At 64.1% G+C, this 18,255-nt stretch carries 11 protein-coding genes; 8 read left to right on the top strand and 3 right to left on the bottom strand.

The genetic code is table 11. The annotated features are described in order from the left end of the window. Positions 1 to 74: 74 nt before the first annotated feature. Together J4P02_RS18765 and J4P02_RS18770 are read left to right on the top strand one after the other, a co-directional pair. Entirely contained in the window at positions 75 to 3,680 is a 3,606-nt protein-coding gene (locus J4P02_RS18765; protein ID WP_426192952.1) for an ATP-binding protein, read from the top strand. Between the two features lie 90 nt (positions 3,681 to 3,770). Further along, positions 3,771 to 5,021: an EAL domain-containing response regulator gene (locus tag J4P02_RS18770; RefSeq protein ID WP_426192954.1), complete on the top strand. Its 1,251-nt coding sequence runs from the start codon at positions 3,771 to 3,773 to the stop codon at positions 5,019 to 5,021. On the opposite strand, the gene J4P02_RS18775 is transcribed toward J4P02_RS18770, so the two are convergent. Further along, a complete protein-coding gene (locus J4P02_RS18775; protein ID WP_426193265.1) occupies positions 5,018 to 5,656 on the bottom strand; it encodes a response regulator in 639 nt (212 codons plus the stop codon). The genes J4P02_RS18770 and J4P02_RS18775 overlap by 4 nt on opposite strands. A gap of 233 nt (positions 5,657 to 5,889) precedes the next feature. Here J4P02_RS18775 and J4P02_RS18780 point away from each other — a divergent pair, with 233 nt between their 5' ends. Then, entirely contained in the window at positions 5,890 to 6,177 is a 288-nt protein-coding gene (locus tag J4P02_RS18780; protein WP_426192956.1) for a DUF3509 domain-containing protein, read from the top strand. A gap of 167 nt (positions 6,178 to 6,344) precedes the next feature. On the opposite strand, the gene J4P02_RS18785 is transcribed toward J4P02_RS18780, so the two are convergent. Both J4P02_RS18785 and J4P02_RS18790 read right to left on the bottom strand, forming a co-directional pair. Further along, positions 6,345 to 7,262, bottom strand: coding sequence for a TIGR02285 family protein (locus tag J4P02_RS18785; RefSeq protein WP_426193267.1), 918 nt, complete (start codon positions 7,260 to 7,262; stop codon positions 6,345 to 6,347). Position 7,263: 1 nt separating this feature from the next. Beyond that, positions 7,264 to 8,463, bottom strand: a complete 1,200-nt coding sequence (locus J4P02_RS18790; RefSeq protein WP_426192958.1) for a CaiB/BaiF CoA transferase family protein — start codon at positions 8,461 to 8,463, stop codon at positions 7,264 to 7,266. 317 nt (positions 8,464 to 8,780) lie between these two features. On the opposite strand from J4P02_RS18790, the gene J4P02_RS18795 reads away from it, so the two are divergent. The 5 genes from J4P02_RS18795 (at position 8,781) to J4P02_RS18815 (ending at position 18,237) form a co-directional block, all read left to right on the top strand. Continuing rightward, positions 8,781 to 9,401, top strand: coding sequence for a YjfI family protein (locus J4P02_RS18795; RefSeq protein ID WP_426192960.1), 621 nt, complete (start codon positions 8,781 to 8,783; stop codon positions 9,399 to 9,401). A gap of 15 nt (positions 9,402 to 9,416) precedes the next feature. Next, positions 9,417 to 10,112, top strand: a complete 696-nt coding sequence (locus J4P02_RS18800; protein ID WP_426192962.1) for a PspA/IM30 family protein — start codon at positions 9,417 to 9,419, stop codon at positions 10,110 to 10,112. Positions 10,113 to 10,178: 66 nt separating this feature from the next. Further along, a complete protein-coding gene (locus J4P02_RS18805; protein ID WP_426192964.1) occupies positions 10,179 to 10,820 on the top strand; it encodes a hypothetical protein in 642 nt (213 codons plus the stop codon). A 36-nt stretch (positions 10,821 to 10,856) separates the two neighbouring features. Then, positions 10,857 to 12,932, top strand: a complete 2,076-nt coding sequence (locus J4P02_RS18810; RefSeq protein ID WP_426192966.1) for a hypothetical protein — start codon at positions 10,857 to 10,859, stop codon at positions 12,930 to 12,932. Between the two features lie 157 nt (positions 12,933 to 13,089). Next, on the top strand, positions 13,090 to 18,237 hold the full coding sequence (locus tag J4P02_RS18815; protein ID WP_426192968.1) for a DNA repair ATPase: 5,148 nt from the start codon (positions 13,090 to 13,092) through the stop codon (positions 18,235 to 18,237). Positions 18,238 to 18,255: the final 18 nt, after the last annotated feature.

Below are 18,255 nucleotides of genomic sequence, written 5' to 3' on the forward strand. Positions count from 1 at the left end.
AGCCCGTCTCCTGACGGGCTTTGTTTTTTATCAGTGCTGCACTTACGCCCGCCAGGGGCAGGGAGGCCCGGAATATGCTTGCTCGAACCTATCGGAGATCCCGTGTCTGGGCCCTTTTGGCCGCGGCATTGCTGGCTTGGGCGGCGCTCTGTGGCGCGTCGCTGGCCGGTACAGCGAAGAACCTGCCGTTCAAGCTGGTGCCGGCCTTTGTCGACCTGTCGCCGCTGAACCTGGCCCCCGCCGATCGCCAATGGCTGACGGCGCACCCGGTGCTGCGGGTCGGCATCGCCATCGACGACTACCAGCCCATCGACATCACCCGCGATCGCAACCGCTATCAGGGCATCAGTGCCGACTACCTGAGCCTGGTGGGCGAACGCCTCGGCGTGCCGATGGAGGTACTGGGGTTTTCCGAGCGCGAGCAGGCGGTCGAGGCACTGCGCAATGGCACCATCGATATCCTCACCAGCGCCAACGGCTATGAGCGCGGGCTCTCGGGGCTGCGTTTCACCAGCGACTACATGCCTGACCGCGCGGTGCTGGTGCTGCGCCGCGACGAAGCTGAGACCAGCGGCGATCTGGCCGGCAAGAAGCTGGTGCTGCTCGATGGCTACGCCAACGCCGAGCAGGTGCACAAGGCGTATCCCAATTCCCAGATCATGCTCTCGCCGAACCTCTACAGCGGCCTGGAGGCCCTGAACCAGGGCGATGCCGATGCCTTTATCGGCAATGAAATCATCGTCCGTGCCTACAAGGCCCTGCGCCCCTACCTGGCGGTGCAGATCCACGAGCAAAGCCGCCTGCCGCCCACCGGTTTCGCCTTTGCCACCCGAGAGGACAACGTCCGGCTGGCGGACCTGCTGGAGCAGGCGTTGCACAGCATCGACGAGTCCCTGCGGCGGGAAATACAGTCCCGCTGGACCACCGGGTTGGGGGCGAACATTTCCGGCGAGCACATCGAACTGAGCGCCGAGGAGCAGGCCTGGATCCTCCAGCATCCCCATGTGATGGTGGCGTCCCAGCAGTACCCGCCGCAGATATTCAAGGACAAGGAAGGTCGCTGGGCCGGGTTGAACGTCGACCTGCTCAACCGTATTGCGCGCATGACCGGCCTGCATTTCGTGCACAAGGAGAGCCTGTCCACGGCGCAGACCCTGGAGCTGCTGGAGAGCGGGCAGGCGCAGATGAACTCCACCCTCACCGCCAACGAAGACCGGCGCCTGTTCCTCAACTTCTCCCATGCCTTCGGGGGGGCCGCCTGGGTGTTTGTGGTACGCCCCGAGGATCGCCGCCTGAGCAGCCTGGAACAGATGGCGGGCGAGGTGCTGGCGCTGCCGGCCCGGCACACCCTGGAAAGCTATATCCGCCGCAACTACCCCGACATTCGCCTGCGCAGCGTCGCCAGCTACGAAGAGGCGCGGGCGCTGGTCAGCCGCGGCGAAGCCATGGCGACTATTCAGAACGAGGTTCAGGTGCAGGGCCTGGGCCCCACCGATGATGGCTTGCGGGTGGGGCGCAGTGTCGAGGGCACCTGGTCTGCCGACGAATTTTCCGTGCGCAAGGACCAGCCCGAGCTGCTGAGCATTCTCAACAAATCCCTGGAGGCGTTGCCCGTGGCGGAGCTCAGCGCCATCCGCCTGAAGTGGCTGGGGGCCACGCCGGTGCCGATGCCGGCCTGGCAGCGGGTGCCGACCTGGGTCTACTGGGCACTGTGCACGGCCTTGCTGTTCGGGCTGTTGTCCCTGGCCTGGAGCAGCCGCCTCAAGCGCCAGATCCAGCAGCGGCTGCAGGCCGAGCAACAGCTCAACGACCAGTTGGTGTTCAAGCGCGCCTTGCTCGACGGGATTCCCAATCCGATCTTCGTGCGTGACCTGGAAGGTCGCATGCTCACCTGCAACAAGAGCTACGAGCAGCAACTGGGCACCCGCCTGGAGCTGATTCAGGGGCGCAGCCTGCCCGAGCTCGACCTGCTGCCCCCGGCCACCGCCCGGCAACTGCATGGCGAGCTGATGCAGTTGCTGGCCACCGAGGAGTCGGTGTTCGCCGACCGCCAGCTGGAAACCCGCGACGGGCCGATCCATGCCTATCAGTGGACGGTGCCTTTCTACAGCGCCGAGGGGCAATTGCAGGGCCTGCTGGGGGGCTGGATCGATATCACCGAACGCAAGCGCCTGGAAAATCAGCTGCTGGAGGCGCGTCAGGCGGCCGATTCGGCCAACGCGGCGAAAAGCGCTTTTCTGTCCGCCATGAGCCATGAGATCCGCACGCCCATGACCGCCATCATCGGCCTCCTGGAACTTGAGAAGGAGCAAGCCAGAGTGCGTGGCGTACCGTTCTCCGAGGCCCTGAGGGTGGCCTATCAGTCTGCCCAGGAGCTGATCAGCCTGATGGGCGACAGCCTTGACCTGGCCAAGATCGAAGCCGGGCATATGCAGCTGGCGCCGCAAGTGGTGGCCCTCAAGCCATTTTTCGAGAGTGTCCGGCAACTGTTCGAGGTCACCGCGCGCAACCAGGACGTGGCCTTGCAATTGCTGTTCAGCGACGACGCCCGCGGGCGTTACCTGTTCGATCCACTGCGCCTGCGCCAGGTGCTGCACAACCTCTTGAGCAATGCCCTGAAGTTCACCGCGCAAGGTGAGGTACGGGTAACGGTGGAGCGGCAGCCCGACGCCTTCGGGGTGCCCTGTGTACGTATCAGTGTCGCCGATACTGGCACTGGCATCAGCGCCGAGCAGCAAGCCAAGCTGTTCACCCCCTTTGTCCAGGCCGACGCGCTCACGGCCTCGGCTTATGGTGGCACCGGGTTGGGCCTGAGTATCTGTCGGCAACTGGTGGAACTGATGGGCGGGCGGATCAATCTGTTCAGCGAGCCGGGGGTTGGCACCGAAGTGCGCATCGAGCTGTACCTGGAGCGAGTCGGCGACGATCTCGATGTACAGGACGCAGCACCGGCAGAGCGTCCACCCAGCCGCAGCATCGAGGTGCTGGTGGTGGATGACCTGAGCGCCAACCGCATGGTCCTGAGCCAGCAACTGATGTTTCTCGGGCATCGGGTGGTGGCCTGTGGCAGCGCCCAGGAAGCCTTGCAGCGCTGGCGCAGTGGCCGCTTCGATGTGGTGATCACCGACTGCCGTATGCCGGACATGAGTGGCTACGGGCTGACCGAGGCGTTGCGCCAGATCGAGGAGCAGGAGGCGCGCACCCGTTGCGCGGTAATTGGCTGCACCGCCAATGCCTTCGAGGATGAGCGCGAGCGTTGCGCGCAGGCCGGCATGGATCAGTTGCTGGTCAAGCCGGTGACCCTGGATCAACTGGCCCAGGCCCTGGCGCGCTTCCTGCCGGCGCCCTCGTTCAATATCCAGACCTTGCAGGCCATGACCCAGGCCGACGAACAGGTGTTGCAGCGCATGCTGCAGGAGCTGTCGCGCAACCTGCTCGAAGAGCGCCAGGCCCTTGAGCAGGCCCGTGCAGCGCTGGACTGGGCACGCCTGGGTGGCACCCTGCATCGGCTCAAGGGCGTGTGCTGCCTGGTGGATGCCTTGCCGCTGGCCAAGGCCTGCATCGAGTTGGAAGGGCGGGTCAAGGGGCGCCAGGTCGAGGCCCTGGAGCAGCAGTGGCCGCTGCTGTTGGAGGCCATAGACAGCTTGTGTGGCGATATCCAGGGGGCCCTGGACGATTAAGACTTGTCCTATGTGTGATTAGGATTTGTCTGATTACCCTTTCGGTACGTAGTGGGCTGTCCCCGCCACGTCGTACCGGAGGTTGCCCCCTTGCATTCGCTTAAAGTGCTGATTCTCGAAGATAACTCGTTCCAGTTGATGGCCCTGCACCAGATGCTCAACGCCAATGGCGTGTTCCAGGTGCTGGCCGCAGAGAATGTGCAGGCGGCACGGCGCTCGCTGGAGAGCAAGGGGCCGGTGGATATCGCCATCTGCGACCTGTACCTGGAAGACAGCGATGGCCTGGAGCTGATCCGCGACCTGGCCCGCCAGCAGCAGGCCCAGGCCCTGATCATCCTCAGCGATGCGGAGCCGGATGTGCTCGAGGGCACCGCCGGCATGGCCCGGGAGCTGGGGCTCAAGGTGCTGGCGTGCCTGCCCAAGCCGGCCTCGGTGGCGCTGCTCGGCGAGTTGCTCAAGGCTTATCGGCAGCACACCCGGCAAAGCGGACCGGCGCTGAGCCAGGCAGCGTTGCGCGAGCTGCTGGCCCTGGAGCCCTTCGCCCTGGAGGCGCCAAGCCAGGAGCAGGGGCTGGCGGCGGTCTTGAGTTTTGGCGTGGCGCATTTCCAGCCGGTGCTGCACCAGCATGGCGGGGTGCAGGGCGTCGAGGCGCTGGCGCGCTGGCAGCACCCCGAACACGGCCTACTGATGCCGGCGGAGTTTCTGCCGTTGATCGAATTCGCCGGCCTGCTCGAGGTGTTCACCTGGCACATGCTGGAGCAGGCCCTGGAGCTGGCGGCCGGGGTCAAGCTGGTGCTGGGCTACTGGCTGCCGATTGCGGTGAACATTCCCAGCGGCTTCCTCGAATGGTCGCTGTTTCCGCGTCAGTTGGAGGCGCTGCTGCGGCGCTTCGAAGTGCCGGCGCGGATGCTCACCCTGGAGGTGGTCGAAACCACGCAGATGCAAACCGACAGCGCCCATGTCGAGGCGCTGCTGCGCCTGCGGATGATCGGCTGCAAGCTGGCCATCGGTGATTTCGGCACCGGCGGCACCAGCCTGCAGCGCTTGCTGGAACTGCCCTTCACCGAGTTGAAGATTCCCCCGGCATTCGTTGCCGGCATGGCCACCGACGAGCGCAAGTTGGCCCTAGTGGGCGGCGCCCTGAGCATGGCCCGGCGCATGTCCTTGGGGGTGGTGGTGGCCGGTATCGAGAGCGAGGCCGACTGCCTGGCGGCCAAGTCCCTGGGGGCGGTGCACCTGCAGGGCTGCTTCCTGGCCCGGCCCATGAGCGCCGCCGAGGCGCGCTACTGGCTGACCCGGGCGCGGGGCTCGGGCGGGCAGGGCAGCGAGCGCTGTGCCTAGGCCAGGCCGTGTTCCTGCACGTAGATATACAGCGCCGCTTCGCTGGCCAGGCCCAGCTTGCGCATGGCGCTGACCTTCTGCGCGCTGACCGTCTGCTTGCTGCGGTTGAGCTGGGTGGCGATTTCCCCCACGGCATGACCGGCGGCCAGCAGGCGGATCACCTCCAGCTCCCGAGGTGACAGCTGGTCCTTGGACACCAGGCGGTCGGGCCCCACTTCCCCCGCCAGGCTCAGGGCCCGCTCGATGGCCTGGGCCACATAGGGCTTGTTGCGGCGTACATGGGCAATCGCGCTGGGCAGTTCATCGGCCAGGCTGGCCTTGCTCAGCAGGCCCATCACCCCCAGGTCGAGGATCGAGCGAAACAGCCCGGCGTGGTTGAGCATGGTCACCACCACAATCGGCAGCTCGGGGTGATGCCGGCGCAGTTGCTCGATCAGGCGCAGGCCATCGTTCTGCTGTTCCTCGGGCATCATGAAATCGGTGACCAGCACATCGCATTCGACTTCCTGCACCAACTGGGCAAGGGCCGAAGGCGAGCTGGCCTCGCCGACTATCTCCAGGCTGGCATCCTGTTCCAGCACGGCCCGCAGGCCGATCAGGAAGATCGGATGATCGTCGGCGAGGATGATGCGCAATCTGTGGTTCGTCAGGGTTTGCAAGGCTGGGCTCCAATGCAAAGGCGGCGAGTGGTGGCACCTGGTCGGGCGTTTTCCAACTGTCATATTACCTGTGCATGCTCGTTTGACTCAGGTCGGCAGCAGTAGGCGTGACGAACTTTCTTCTCTGAGCGATGGTCACTTGAATGTCAGAAAGCTACCGGCATTTTTGTTTTCGAACCCTTAATTCGAACTATTGAGTGGTGATCCCGATGGAACGTATCAGTCTTTTATTGAGTGAGGCACTGACACCCTATCAGGTCGTGCTGAGCCCTTGCGGGGCCCATGGTGAATGCCTGGTAACCCTGAAGAACGCGGCCGGGGCCATGGTCCTGGAGCGTGAGATCAACCAGGCCCAGCTCACCGACAAGCGCTTGCTCACCGATGTGGTCGACGGCCTGCACCGTGATCTGTTGATTGCCGAAGGTCGCCTGGAACCCTGCGTGATCGCCGCCCTGCGCCATGCCGCCGAGGGCCGAGTGTTTGATCAGCGCAAGTGAAGCAAATTTTTACGGAACCTTCCGCTACCAGCATCAGTCAGAATCGGTATCAGCAGGATCAGGCATTGTGCTCCGGTGCGTGTAGCCTGCTGATACCGGTCCTACAAGATCTGGTTTAGCCCCGAGTCGCCTCCCCACTTCTCGGGGTTTCTTTTGCCTGGAATTTGTCAGTGGTCGTGCAGGCCCTGGAAATAACTGCGGGCATCTGCGCGGTATTCATCGCGCATGCCGGGCTCCAGCCAGGCGGCGTAAAGCTCCACCAGGCGCTCTTCGCGCAACTGCAGCAGGGCCTGGTTGATCCGGGTGATGGCTTGCCGTCCCTGCGGGGTGTCGGAGCAGCCAATATGCACTTCCTGGTATTTGCTGGTTCCCGCCACCGGATAGAACTCCAGCTCCTCGCTGTTGATGCCTTGTTGCGCGGCCTGGTAGCGGATTTCCGGCCAGTAGCCCAGCAGCAGTTGCAGGCGCCCGGCGCGCTGCATTTGCAGCAGGCTGCCCAGGGCGTCATTGCCGTAGTGGGCGCGAATGCTGTCGGGTGGGGCCTGTTGCAGCACCTGGTCGAGCTGCTGGCCGTAGCTGCGTTCGGCAACCACGCCAATCAGTTGCTTGCCGCTCTGCAGCAGGGCGCCCAGGTCAACCTGGCCTTCATGAATGAACTGCGTCAGTTGTTCGCGATCGGCACGGCGGATCGCCAGGCCATTGCTCAGCACGCGAAAACTGGTGATGGAGAAGGCCACCCATTGCGCCCGCTCCTTGCTCCAGATCAGCGCCGGGTCGCAGGTGAAGCTGGGTTCCCGGAGCATCTGTATGCCCCGGGCGCGATTGACCCGCATCAGCTCGTGGCGGTACTCGGGCAGGCTGGCGATCAGTTGCGGCATCAGCAGGTCGACCACTCCGCGGCCTTTCTGCTCACCTTCGAAAATCGTCAGCGGCGGCAGGTCGCGCAGCAGCCAGGTGAGCATCTCTCCGGCCTGGCCAGGAGCGCTGGGCAACCACAGCAACAGCGCCACAAGCGGCGACAGCAGGCGACCGAGGCGCTGCCTTGGGCGGGTGCTGGCCGTGGCCTTGGTGGATCGTGCTTTCAGCTTAGATTGCCCCGTTGTCGCGCATGCGCTGGATCTGCTCGCTGCTGTAGCCCAGTTGCGTCAGCACCTCTGCCGAGTGTTCCCCGAGTTGCGGGCCCACCCAGTCGGCCGAGCCAGGTGTCTGCGAGAGTTTCGGCACTATGCCGGGCATCTTGAACGGCTTGCCGTCCGGCAGCTTGGCCTGGAGGAACATTTCCCGGGCGAGGAATTGCGGGTCGTGGAACATGTCCTCGGCGCTGAAAATCCGGCTGGCCGGCACCTCGGCCTGGTTCAACTGCTCCAGCACCTGCTCCAGGGGCAGGCTCGCCACCCAGCGGTCGATCACCCCGTAGAGTTCGTCGCGGCGGCTGTCGCGTCCATCGTTGCTGGCCAGGGCCGGGTCATGGGCCAGGTCTTCGCGGCCGATCAGCAGCATCAAGCGCTTGAAGATCGCATCGCCGTTGGCGCCGATCTGCACATGCCGGCCGTCGGCGCTGGTATGGATCGAAGACGGGGTGATGCCGGGCATGATGTTGCCGCTGCGCTCGCGGATAAAACCGAACACGTCGAACTCCGGCACCATGCTTTCCATCATGGCGAAGATCGCCTCGTACAGCGCCACGTCCACCACTTGCCCCTGACCACCGTTGACCTCGCGATGACGCAGGGCCATTAGCGCGCCGATCACCCCCCACAAAGCGGCGATGGAGTCGCCGATGGAAATCCCGGTGCGCACCGGGGGGCGGTCCTCGAAACCGGTGATATAGCGCAAGCCGCCCATGGACTCGCCCACCGCGCCGAAGCCCGGCTGGTCCTTCATCGGCCCGGTCTGGCCGAAGCCGGAGAGGCGCACCATCACCAGCTTTGGGTTGAGGGCGTGCAGCACGTCCCAGCCCAGGCCGAGTTTTTCCAGCACCCCGGGGCGGAAGTTCTCGATCAGGATGTCCGCCTCGCCCAGCAGCTGCTTGAGCACCGCCAGGCCGTCCGGGTGCTTGAGGTTGAGGGTCAGGGATTTCTTGTTGCGCGCCTGGACGAACCACCACAGCGAGGTGCCTTCATACAGCTTGCGCCATTTGCGCAGCGGATCACCGCCATCCGGCGACTCCACCTTGATCACCTCGGCGCCGAATTCGGCACAGATGCGCGACGCGAAGGGACCGGCGATCAGGGTGCCGAGTTCTACCACTTTCAATCCGGCGAGGGGCTTGCTGAGGCTGTTCATGGGGCATCCGCTGGGCAGGAAAACTCGCCTAGCCTAGACCATTGGTCACCATTAAGGCAGCGCCCGGAGCCCGCCTTGACTGATTATTTGCGGGTGGATGCCTGGATTATTGTGCTTCTCATTCCCTTGGGTGACAGGTTTAATGGCGCGGTTCGGGAAAGCTCCCTTGCAAAAAGTGCAATCTGGTCTATGTGTCATCATCCGCCTTGCGCTGCTCGCTGAATGAATTTCCTGATAAACCTTGTTACAAATACACCCCTAAAAACTTACATGTGAGGAATTGAAAGCCTTACATGTGATGCTCTAGTCTGTGCGCCATGGAAAACAAATCCTCAGCCCATTACCAACGTTTATTCCGCCAGCGCCTGCGTGATCAGGGCTTGGTGAAAAAGGAAGTCTGGATACTGCCGGAGAACGCCAAGGCGTTGCTGGCGGTTGAACGCAAACTGCGTCAGCCCCTAGAGGGGCTGGCTCCTGTGGAAAAGGATGGAGAAATGAGCATGCCGCAGATCTGGAATGCCCGATCGCTGTGCCAGGCCCTGGTGGCCACCGAGTTGTTCAGCAGCGGCGAAGCCAGCGTTGAACTGCTTGAAGGGGCCGAGCCGAGCTTGCACGTGACCATGCGTGAATACGGCGACCTGCCGCTGTTCGTCGCCTTGTCCGGCGAGCAGATCCTGGTGGAGGCTCTGCTCTGGCCGCAAAGCGAAGTGACCGACGTGGTGGCCTTCAACGAAGAAGTGTTGCTCAGCCGCCAGTTGTTCCCGCTGTCGAGCATCGGCCTGGAAACCAGCCTCGGCGGCGAGCGTTTCTACATGATGTTCGGTGCCCTGAGCGCAACTTCGATTCTCTCCAACGTGCTCTACGAGATCGAAACCCTGGCCAGCAACGTGATCAGGGCCACCGAGGCCTACGAAGGCTACCTGAAGGCTCAGGCCTGACCTGGAGGAATGCACATGAACGTATGGAGCAAGTTGCTTACCGCGCTGCGCGGTGGCGCCAATGAAGCCGGCGAGGCCCTGGTAGACAGCCAGGCGCTGCGAATTCTCGATCAGGAGATCCGCGACGCCGATCAGGAGCTGCGCAAGTCCAAGGAATCCCTGGCCGAAATCATGGCCCGACAGAAACTCGCCGCCGAGCGCGCCAACGGCACCGCAGCCAAGATCGCGGAATACGAAAGCTACGCCCTCAAGGCCCTGGAAGCGGATAACCAGACCCTGGCCCAGGAAGTGGCGCAGAAAATCGCCAATCTGGAAAATGACCTGGTGGTGGAACGCGAGCAAGCCGATGGCTTTGCCGCCAACGTGGCCCAATTGCGCAAGGCCGTGACCCAGGCCGAGGGCAATATCAAGCATTTGAAACAACAGGTGGATACCGTCAAGGCCACCGAGAGCGTGCAGAAGGCCCAACAGGCCGTGGCCCAGCGTTACGGCGGCTCCCAGAGCAAGCTGCACACCGCGGTGGAGTCCCTGGAGCGGATCAAGCAGAAGCAGGCCGAGCGTGCGGCCAAGATGGACGCCGCGGCGGAACTGGCCAGCACCAGCAATCCGGACGACGCCCTGGACGCCAAGTTGCGTGAAGCCGGGATAGTCGCTGGCAGCACCAGCGCCGACAGCGTGCTGGCGCGCCTCAAGGACCGTAGCAAGTCCTGATTCACCGTTGTGTTGGAAGGGTAGGGCCGGTTGGCCTTGCCCGGCTTTTTCAGGGATAGGAAAGCAATGGAAATCTTCCTGCAGACAGTCTTGTCGTTCCCCACTGTGCTGTTCAGCTTCATGCTCTGCCTGGCCGTGATCTATTGGGCCGTGGTGGCCATGGGCATGCTCGAGGTCGACCTGCTGGACTTCGAGGCCGACTCGCTGCTCGAGGGCGCCCACGCCACCGAAGGCCTGGCCGGGCTGCTGATCAAGTTCAAGCTCAACGGGGTGCCGGTCACCCTGGTGCTGACCCTGCTGATGTTCTTCAGCTGGTTCCTGACCTATTTCGCCGAACTCTACGTGCTCAGCCACCTGCCCCTGGGCTGGCTGCGCTATCCCCTGGGCCTGCTGCTGGCAGTGCTTGCACTGTTCCTCGCGGCGCCCATCAGCGCGGCCATCTGCAGCCCGCTGCGCCCGTTGTTTCGCAAGATGGAAGCCACCAGCAGCCAGTCGGTGCTGGGGCAAACCGCCGTGGTGCGCAGTGGCCGGGTCACTCTGGAACATGGCGAAGCCGTGCTCGAGAACGGCGGCGCGGGCCTGATCCTGCGTGTACGTGCCGAGGCGGCACAAGCTTTCAAGCGCGGCGATCGCGTCGTGCTACTGGAGTATCTGGAGGCGCAACACGCCTATCGGGTCATTACCGAGGACGAGTTTCGCGGCCTCTGAGCCCGGGCTTCCTCAGAATCAAAGGAGATTGATTGCATGAATTTACCGTCGCTGCTGCCCCTGCTGTTCGGGATCGGCCTGGTCGTACTGGTGGTCTTTGGCCTGTTGGCCCTGTTCAAGGCCTTCTATATCAAGGTTCCCCAAGGCACGGCGCTGATCGTCAACGACATGTCCGCGACCCCCAAGGTGCACTTCACTGGCGCCCTGGTGTACCCGGTTATCCACCTCAAGGAGTTCATGCGCATCTCGCTGATCACCCTGGAAGTCGACCGCCGGGCCAAGGATGGTCTGATCTGCCGCGACAACATGCGTGCCGACATCACCGTGGCCTTCTACCTGCGGGTCAATGAAACCCAGGAAGACGTGCTCAAGGTAGCCAAGGCCATCGGTGTCGACCGGGCCTCGGATCGCGCGGCGGTCAACGAGCTGTTCAACGCCAAGTTCTCCGAAGCGCTGAAGACCGTGGGCAAGCAGTTCGATTTCGTCCAGCTGTTCGAGAACCGCCAGGACTTCCGCGATCGCATCATCGAGATCATCGGCAACGACCTCAATGGCTATGTGCTCGAAGACGTGGCCATCGACTACCTGGAGCAGACCGCCAAGCACTCCCTGGACCCGAGCAACATCCTCGACGCCGAGGGTATTCGCAAGATCACCGAGCTGACCGCGGCGCAGAACGTCATCACCAACGAACTGGAACGCAACCAGGAACTGGCGATCCAGAAGAAAAACGTCGAGACCCGTGAAGCCACGCTGTCCCTCGAGCGCCAGCAGGCCGACGCCGAAGCCCGGCAGAAGCGCGAGATCGAAACCATCCGCGCCCGCGAAGAAGCCGAGACTGCCAAGGTCAAGGAAGAAGAGCGCCTGAAGGCCGAGCAGGCTCGCATCCAGGCCCAGCAGGAAATCGACGTACGCACCGAGAACCATCATCGCGAAGTCGAAGTGGCCCAGCAGAACCGCCAGCGCGCCGTGGTCATCGAGGTGGAGAAAGTCACCCGCGCCAAGGACCTGGAAGTGGTGGCCCGCGAGCGTGAAGTGGAGCTGCAGCGCATCGAGAAGGAAAAGGCCCTGGAAGAACAGCGCAAGAACATCGCCACGGTGATCCGTGAGCGGGTAGCGGTGGAAAAAACCGTGGCCCAGGAAGAAGAGCGGATCAAGGAAGTGCGCGAAGTCTCCGAAGCCGAGCGCGCCAAGCAAGTGGTGGTGATCCAGGCACAGGCCGAAGCCGAACAGGACCTGGTACGCCAGGTGAAACAGGCCGAAGCCGACGAGACCCGCTCCAAGCACAAGGCAGTGGAAATCAACAACCTGGCCCAGGCCGAACTGGAAGCCGCGGCCAAGCAGGCCGAAGCCAAGAAACGCCTGGCCGAAGGCCTGGAAGCCGAGCGCGCGGCGCCTGGCCTGGCGGATGCCCGAGTGCTGGAAATCACCGCTGCGGCCCAGGAAAAAGAAGGCCTGGCCCAGGCCCGCGTACGTGCCGAGCAGTTGATTGCCGAAGCCCGTGGCGAGCAGGAAAAAGGCCTGGCCGACGCCCGCATCATGGAAGCCCAGGCCACCGCCAAAGAGAAGGACGGCCTGGCTGAAGCCAAGGTCATGGAAGAGAAGCTCGGGGCTCAGGCCCGTGGCGAAGAGCAACTGGGCGCGGCCAAGGCCAAGGCCACCAAAGACCTGGGTTCGGCCGAAGCCGAGGTGCTGCTGCAGCGCCTGAACGCCGAAGCCGAAGGCCTGGGCAAGAAGTTCGGTGCCCTGGACGCCCTCAGCGACAGCGCCCGCCAGCACGAAGAATTCCGCATGCAACTGGAGAAGAACTTCGAGGAAGCGATGGCCGCCATCGCCGCCAACAAGGACATCGCCAAGGAGCAGGCCGAAGTGCTGTCGGCGGCCCTCAGCAAGGCCAAGATCGAGATCGTCGGCGGCGAAGGCGACTTCTTCAATTCCTTCGCCAAGTCGCTGTCGGTGGGCAAGGCCATCGAGGGCGTGGTGGGCAAGAGCCCGGTGGTCCAGGACGTCCTGGCACGCCTGCTCAATGGCAAGAGCGCCCCGGCCGTTGCCGCTGAACTGGCGGCTGCCGCCAGCGCACGCAAGGTCGAGGCACCCGCTGCCGACGCCTGAAACACCTGACCCCAGCTGAATCACCAGGCTCAACCCACCCCTGGTTGCCGTTTACCGGCAGCCAGGGCGCGGGGCCGGGTGGCTGGTTTCAGGTTCTGGGCTCCAGGTTTCAGGAGCCCGCTTTTTTGCACACCGCCGTAGATCCAGGAAGGCCACGATGTCGGACGCTCAAGTCGCAACTCCCCCGCAGGACGTATTGGACAAGGCTGTCGCCGAAGGCGGCGCCTATGAGGTGCTGCACAAGCGCCTGCTGGACCAGGGCCAGCGCCTGCGGACCACCACCGACGACCTCAACCAGAGGCGTCTCGACGAGTTCGGCAACAGCCGCATGGAAGTGGTCGGGCGGGTGCGCATCCGTACCGAGAACAACTGCATCGCCCGGGACATCGTCCAGGTCGGCGACTGCCTGCTGTTCGGCTACAACGTGTTTATCGGCCTGAAGAAGGAAACCAACGTCGCCGACGTGTTTTCCCTCTACCGGCTGGTGGAAGAGGGCGAAGGCTACGAAGCCGAGCCCGTGCCCCTGGAAGGCAGCTTCCTGGCGGCCCAGGGCTTCCTCAACGATTTCAACGAGCTCTACACCTATTACAAGAACACCCGCCTGCTGCAACTGGCGATCCGTGACGGCAAGCTGCTGGCGAGTTTCCAGATTGGTGAGCGCGTCACCGATGTGCGGGTGTTCCGCTGGTCGATCTCGGTGGACGGGCGTGAGGTCAGTTACATCGACAACCGTGGCGAGCGGGATATCGCCCTGCCGGCGCCCTTCGACTTCGAATGGAAGAAAGCCAGCCGCGAGATGGTGGTGGAAGGGCGTTTCCCGCACCTGAACATCCTCGACACGGTGTTCGTCGAGACCATCGGCGGCGACCTCACCATCAAGGTCGAGAACAACACCGAGTCGGGCCTGGGCATCTACCGCGAAGAGGTGCTGGACAAGACCCAGTCCCTGGACGATGCACAGATCGAATTTGCCCGCGTGGGCAGCCTGATCCTGCTCAAGGTGCTGCCGTACCGCGAGGAACAGTGGCGCTACCTGGTGTTCAACAGCCTGACCCGCCAGGTCGAGCGCATCGACGCCATGGGCCTGGCCTGCGTGCAGTTGCCGGAAGACCACGGGATCATCTTCCCCGGTGGCTACTACCTGCAAAGCGGCGAGTACAAGACCTTCGAGCAGTCCATGGAAGGCATGCGCTTCAAGCGCTCGGTACGCTCGCCCAACGGTGAAGATGTGCAGTACATCTTCTACCACCCGGAGCAGGGCCGCTCGGTGCTGCTGACCTACAACATGATCAACCGCCAGCTGCAGAACCCGCTGTTCGGCCACGGCTATGCACGCCTGGAAGACGGGCGCATGGTGATCTTCGCCGCCGAGGGCGACGAGCCGACCCGGGTGCACCCGATGCAGGTCTGGCAGACGCCGTTCTTCACCGAGGAATACGCCGCGCGGCAACCGACCCGCAGCGGTTTCCTCGGGCGCATCGGCAATGCCGAACTGGTGCGCAGCGTTTCCGACCTCTACGACCTGTGCCGCGAGATCGACACCCCGGCGGTGTCGGTGCAGCGCTATTCACTGCTGTGCCAGAACACCCGGCGGCTGTTCGACGTCTACCACTGGCTGGGCAGCGCCGAGCTCGACGGCCTGGCGCCGCTGCTGCGGGAAGTGGCCTCCACTTCCGAGCTGGTGCTGGACGAATACGAGAAGGTCGAGAGCATCCGTCGTCAGTCGGACCAGGCCATGGTGGCCGCCGAGGCCAAGCAGAAAACCCTGCTCGACAGCCTGCTGGTGGACAGCTGGGACCAGGTGCAGAGTTTTGTCGATGCCCTCAACGGCATCACCGCCCAGCGCGGCCTGCTGCTGACCATCCGCGACTACCGCTACATCGACGTGGCGCGCATCGACGCCATGGAAGCCGAGCTGCTCAAGGCCCAGGAACGCACCGCCGCCGGCACCGCGACCTTCCTCGCCAGCGAACAGGCGCTGTTGCCCCTGGTGACCCAGCTCGAAACCCTGGACGCCCAGGCGCAGAAAGCCGAGACCGTGGCCCAGCTCAGCGAGCCCCTGGCGGCCCTGCAAGCCATGGCCGGCGACCTGGACATGCTCTCCAGCCTGATGGCGTCGTTGCAGATCGACGACGCCACCCAGCGCACCCGGATCATTGAATCCATCTCGCAGATCTATGCGCGCCTGAACCAGGCCAAGGCCCGCGCCGAACAGCGGCGCAAGGGCCTGGGCTCGACCGAGACCGTGGCGCAGTTTGGTGCCCAGTTCAAACTCTTTAGCCAGGGCATCACCAACGCCCTGGCCCAGGCCCAGGACCCCGAGCGCTGCGACGAACAGCTGTCGCGCCTGCTGGTGCAGCTGGAAGAACTGGAAAGCCGCTTTGGTGACCATGAACAATTCCTCGGCGACATCCTCGGCAAGCGCGAGGAACTGCTGGAAACCTTCGAGGCCCACAAGCAGTCGCTGCTCGACGAGCGCCAGCGCAAGGCCCAGGGCCTGCTGGACGCGGCGCGGCGGATTCTCGACAGCCTCGGCCGGCGCACCGCCAAGTTCACCCAGGCCGAGGAGCTCAACGCATTCTTCGCCGCCGACCCGCTGATCCTCAAACTGCGAGAGCTGGCCGAGCGCCTGCGCGAGCTCAAGGACAGCGTCAAGGCCGACGATGTCGAGTCGCGCCTCAAGGGCGCCAGGGATCAAGCCGTGCGGGCCCTGCGGGACAAGACCGAGCTGTTCGAAGAGGGCGGCAACGTCATCAAGCTGGGGCCGCGCCATCGCTTCAGCGTCAACACCCAGGAACTCGACCTGACCCTGATGCCCCGGGGCGACGAGCTGCACCTGCACCTCACCGGCACCGACTTTCTCGAACCCCTGCGCGACCCCGAGCTGGAAGCCCTGCGGGACTTCTGGCAGGTGGCCCTGGAGTCGGAATCGGCCCAGCTGTACCGCGCCGAATACCTCGCCGGGCACGTGCTGGACGCCGCCGACCAGGGCCAGCAAGGCCTCAGCCTGGACAGCCTCAAGCCGCTGCTGGCACACCCCGACGAGCTGGCGCGGGTGATCCGCGACTTCGCCGCGCCGCGCTACAAGGAAGGCTACGAGAAGGGCATCCACGACCACGATGCGGCGGCGATCCTGCTGCAACTGCTGCCCCTGCGCGAGAGTGCCGGGCTGCTGCGTTTCGGCGCACCGGCGCGGGCCTTCGCCGCCTTCTACTGGGACCGCCAGCAACAACAGCCGCAGCCCCGCCAATGGGTCGAGCGGGCGCGCACCAGCCGGCATATCCAGCAACTGTTCGGGCGCCGTGAAGGCTTGCTGCAACTGCAGGATGAAATCCTCGCGGCCCTGGGCGACTGGCGGCAATTGCACGGCTTTGGCCTGGCCGCCGAGCTGCTGCCGGAAGCCGCCGAGTACCTGGTGCAGGAATTGGCGGCGGAGCGTATCGAGTTCACCTTCAGCAAATACGCCAGGCAGTTGCAGGAAGCCCTGACCCTGCGCCTGCAAGGCGCGCGCATGTGGGACGACTACCAGCAGGCCCTGGCGCGGCTGGCGGAACGCCCCGCGGCGCAATGGGCGCTGGCCGAGAACTGGCTGGCGGCGCTGTGTGCCGAGGGCGAGTTCGCGCCATGGGCCGACTACGTGTCCGAAGCGGTGGCCCTGTCGCTGCTGGGCGAGGACTTTGCCAAGCGCATCACCGAAGTCGACCTGCGCTTTGCCGTGGACAACCTGATGGGCGAACACCCACGCATCCAGGAGCGCAGCCTGACCCTCACCGTGGACGGTTTCTTTGCCCGCCTGCGGGCTCACCGCGAACAGTTCCTGCCCGGCTTGCAGCGCTACCAGAACCTGCGCCAGGGCATTATCGGCCGCGAACGCGCGGCCCTGCGCCTGAGCGAATTCAAGCCGCGGCCGCTGAGCTCGTTCGTGCGCAACAAGCTGATCAACGATGTGTACCTGGGCTTTATCGGCGACAACCTGGCCAAGCAGATGGGCACCGTGGGCGAGAACAAGCGCACCGACCTGATGGGCCTGTTGATGCTGATTTCGCCACCGGGCTACGGCAAGACCACCCTGATGGAGTACGTGGCGCACCGCCTGGGCCTGATCTTCATGAAGATCAACGGCCCGGCCCTGGGGCACCAGGTGCGTTCCCTGGACCCGGCCCAGGCGCCCGACGCCACTTCGCGCCAGGAGCTGGAAAAGCTCAACCTGGCCCTGGAGATGGGCAACAACGTGATGCTCTATGTCGACGACATCCAGCACACCCACCCCGAGTTCCTGCAGAAATTCATCTCGCTGTGCGACGGCACCCGGCGCATCGAGGGCGTGTGGAAAGGCCGCACCAAGACCTACGACATGCGCGGCAAGAAGTTCTGCGTGGTGATGTCGGGCAACCCGTACACCGAATCTGGCGAGGTGTTCAAGATCCCCGATATGCTGGCCAACCGTGCCGACATCTATAACCTCGGCGACACCCTGGGCGGCATGCAGGAAGCCTTTGCCCTGAGCTACATCGAGAACGGCCTGACCTCCAACCCGGTGCTGGCGCCCCTGGCCACCCGCGACATGGCCGACGTCTACCGCTTCGTCGCCAAGGCCGAGGGCAAGGCGTTTTCCAGCAACGAGCTGAGCCACAGCTACAGCGGCGCCGAGATCAACGAAATCACCACCACCCTGCAGCGCCTGATGCAGGTGCGTGACGTGGTGCTCAAGGTCAACCAGCAGTACATTGCCAGCGCCGCCCAGGCCGACCAGTACCGCAGCGAGCCGCCGTTCAAGCTGCAGGGCAGCTACCGCAACATGAACAAGATGGCGGAGAAGATCTCGGCGGTAATGAACGATGCCGAACTGCTGCAACTGCTGGCCGACCACTACCAGGGCGAATCCCAGTTGCTGACCACCGGCGCCGAGGAAAACCTGCTCAAGCTCGCCGAACTGCGCGCCAACCAGACCCCGCAGCAGAGCGAACGCTGGGCGCAGATCAAGCGTGACTTCGTGCGCAACCGCTCCATGGGCGGCAGCGACAGCGACGTCGGCACCCGCGTGGTGGCCCAACTCAACGACCTGGTGGAAGGCGTGCGTGGTCTGGCCCGGCCGGCGCAGCAGCCGGGCATGCGCGAAGTGCTGGAGAACCTGTCCGAGCACCTGGAAAACAGCTTTCTGCCGTTGCTCAAGGTGATGCACAAGAAGATCGACGTCGACCTGCACAGCCACCAGCGCATCGGTGATATCGCCACGCGGGTGGACGAATTGAGCCGCATGCTCAGCAATGGTGAAGTGCCGACCCTCAAGGACTCCCAACCCTAGGCGCCGGTTTACCGGCCC

The sequence above is a fragment of the Pseudomonas sp. NFXW11 genome (assembly GCF_049887815.1).
Lineage (GTDB): Bacteria > Pseudomonadota > Gammaproteobacteria > Pseudomonadales > Pseudomonadaceae > Aquipseudomonas.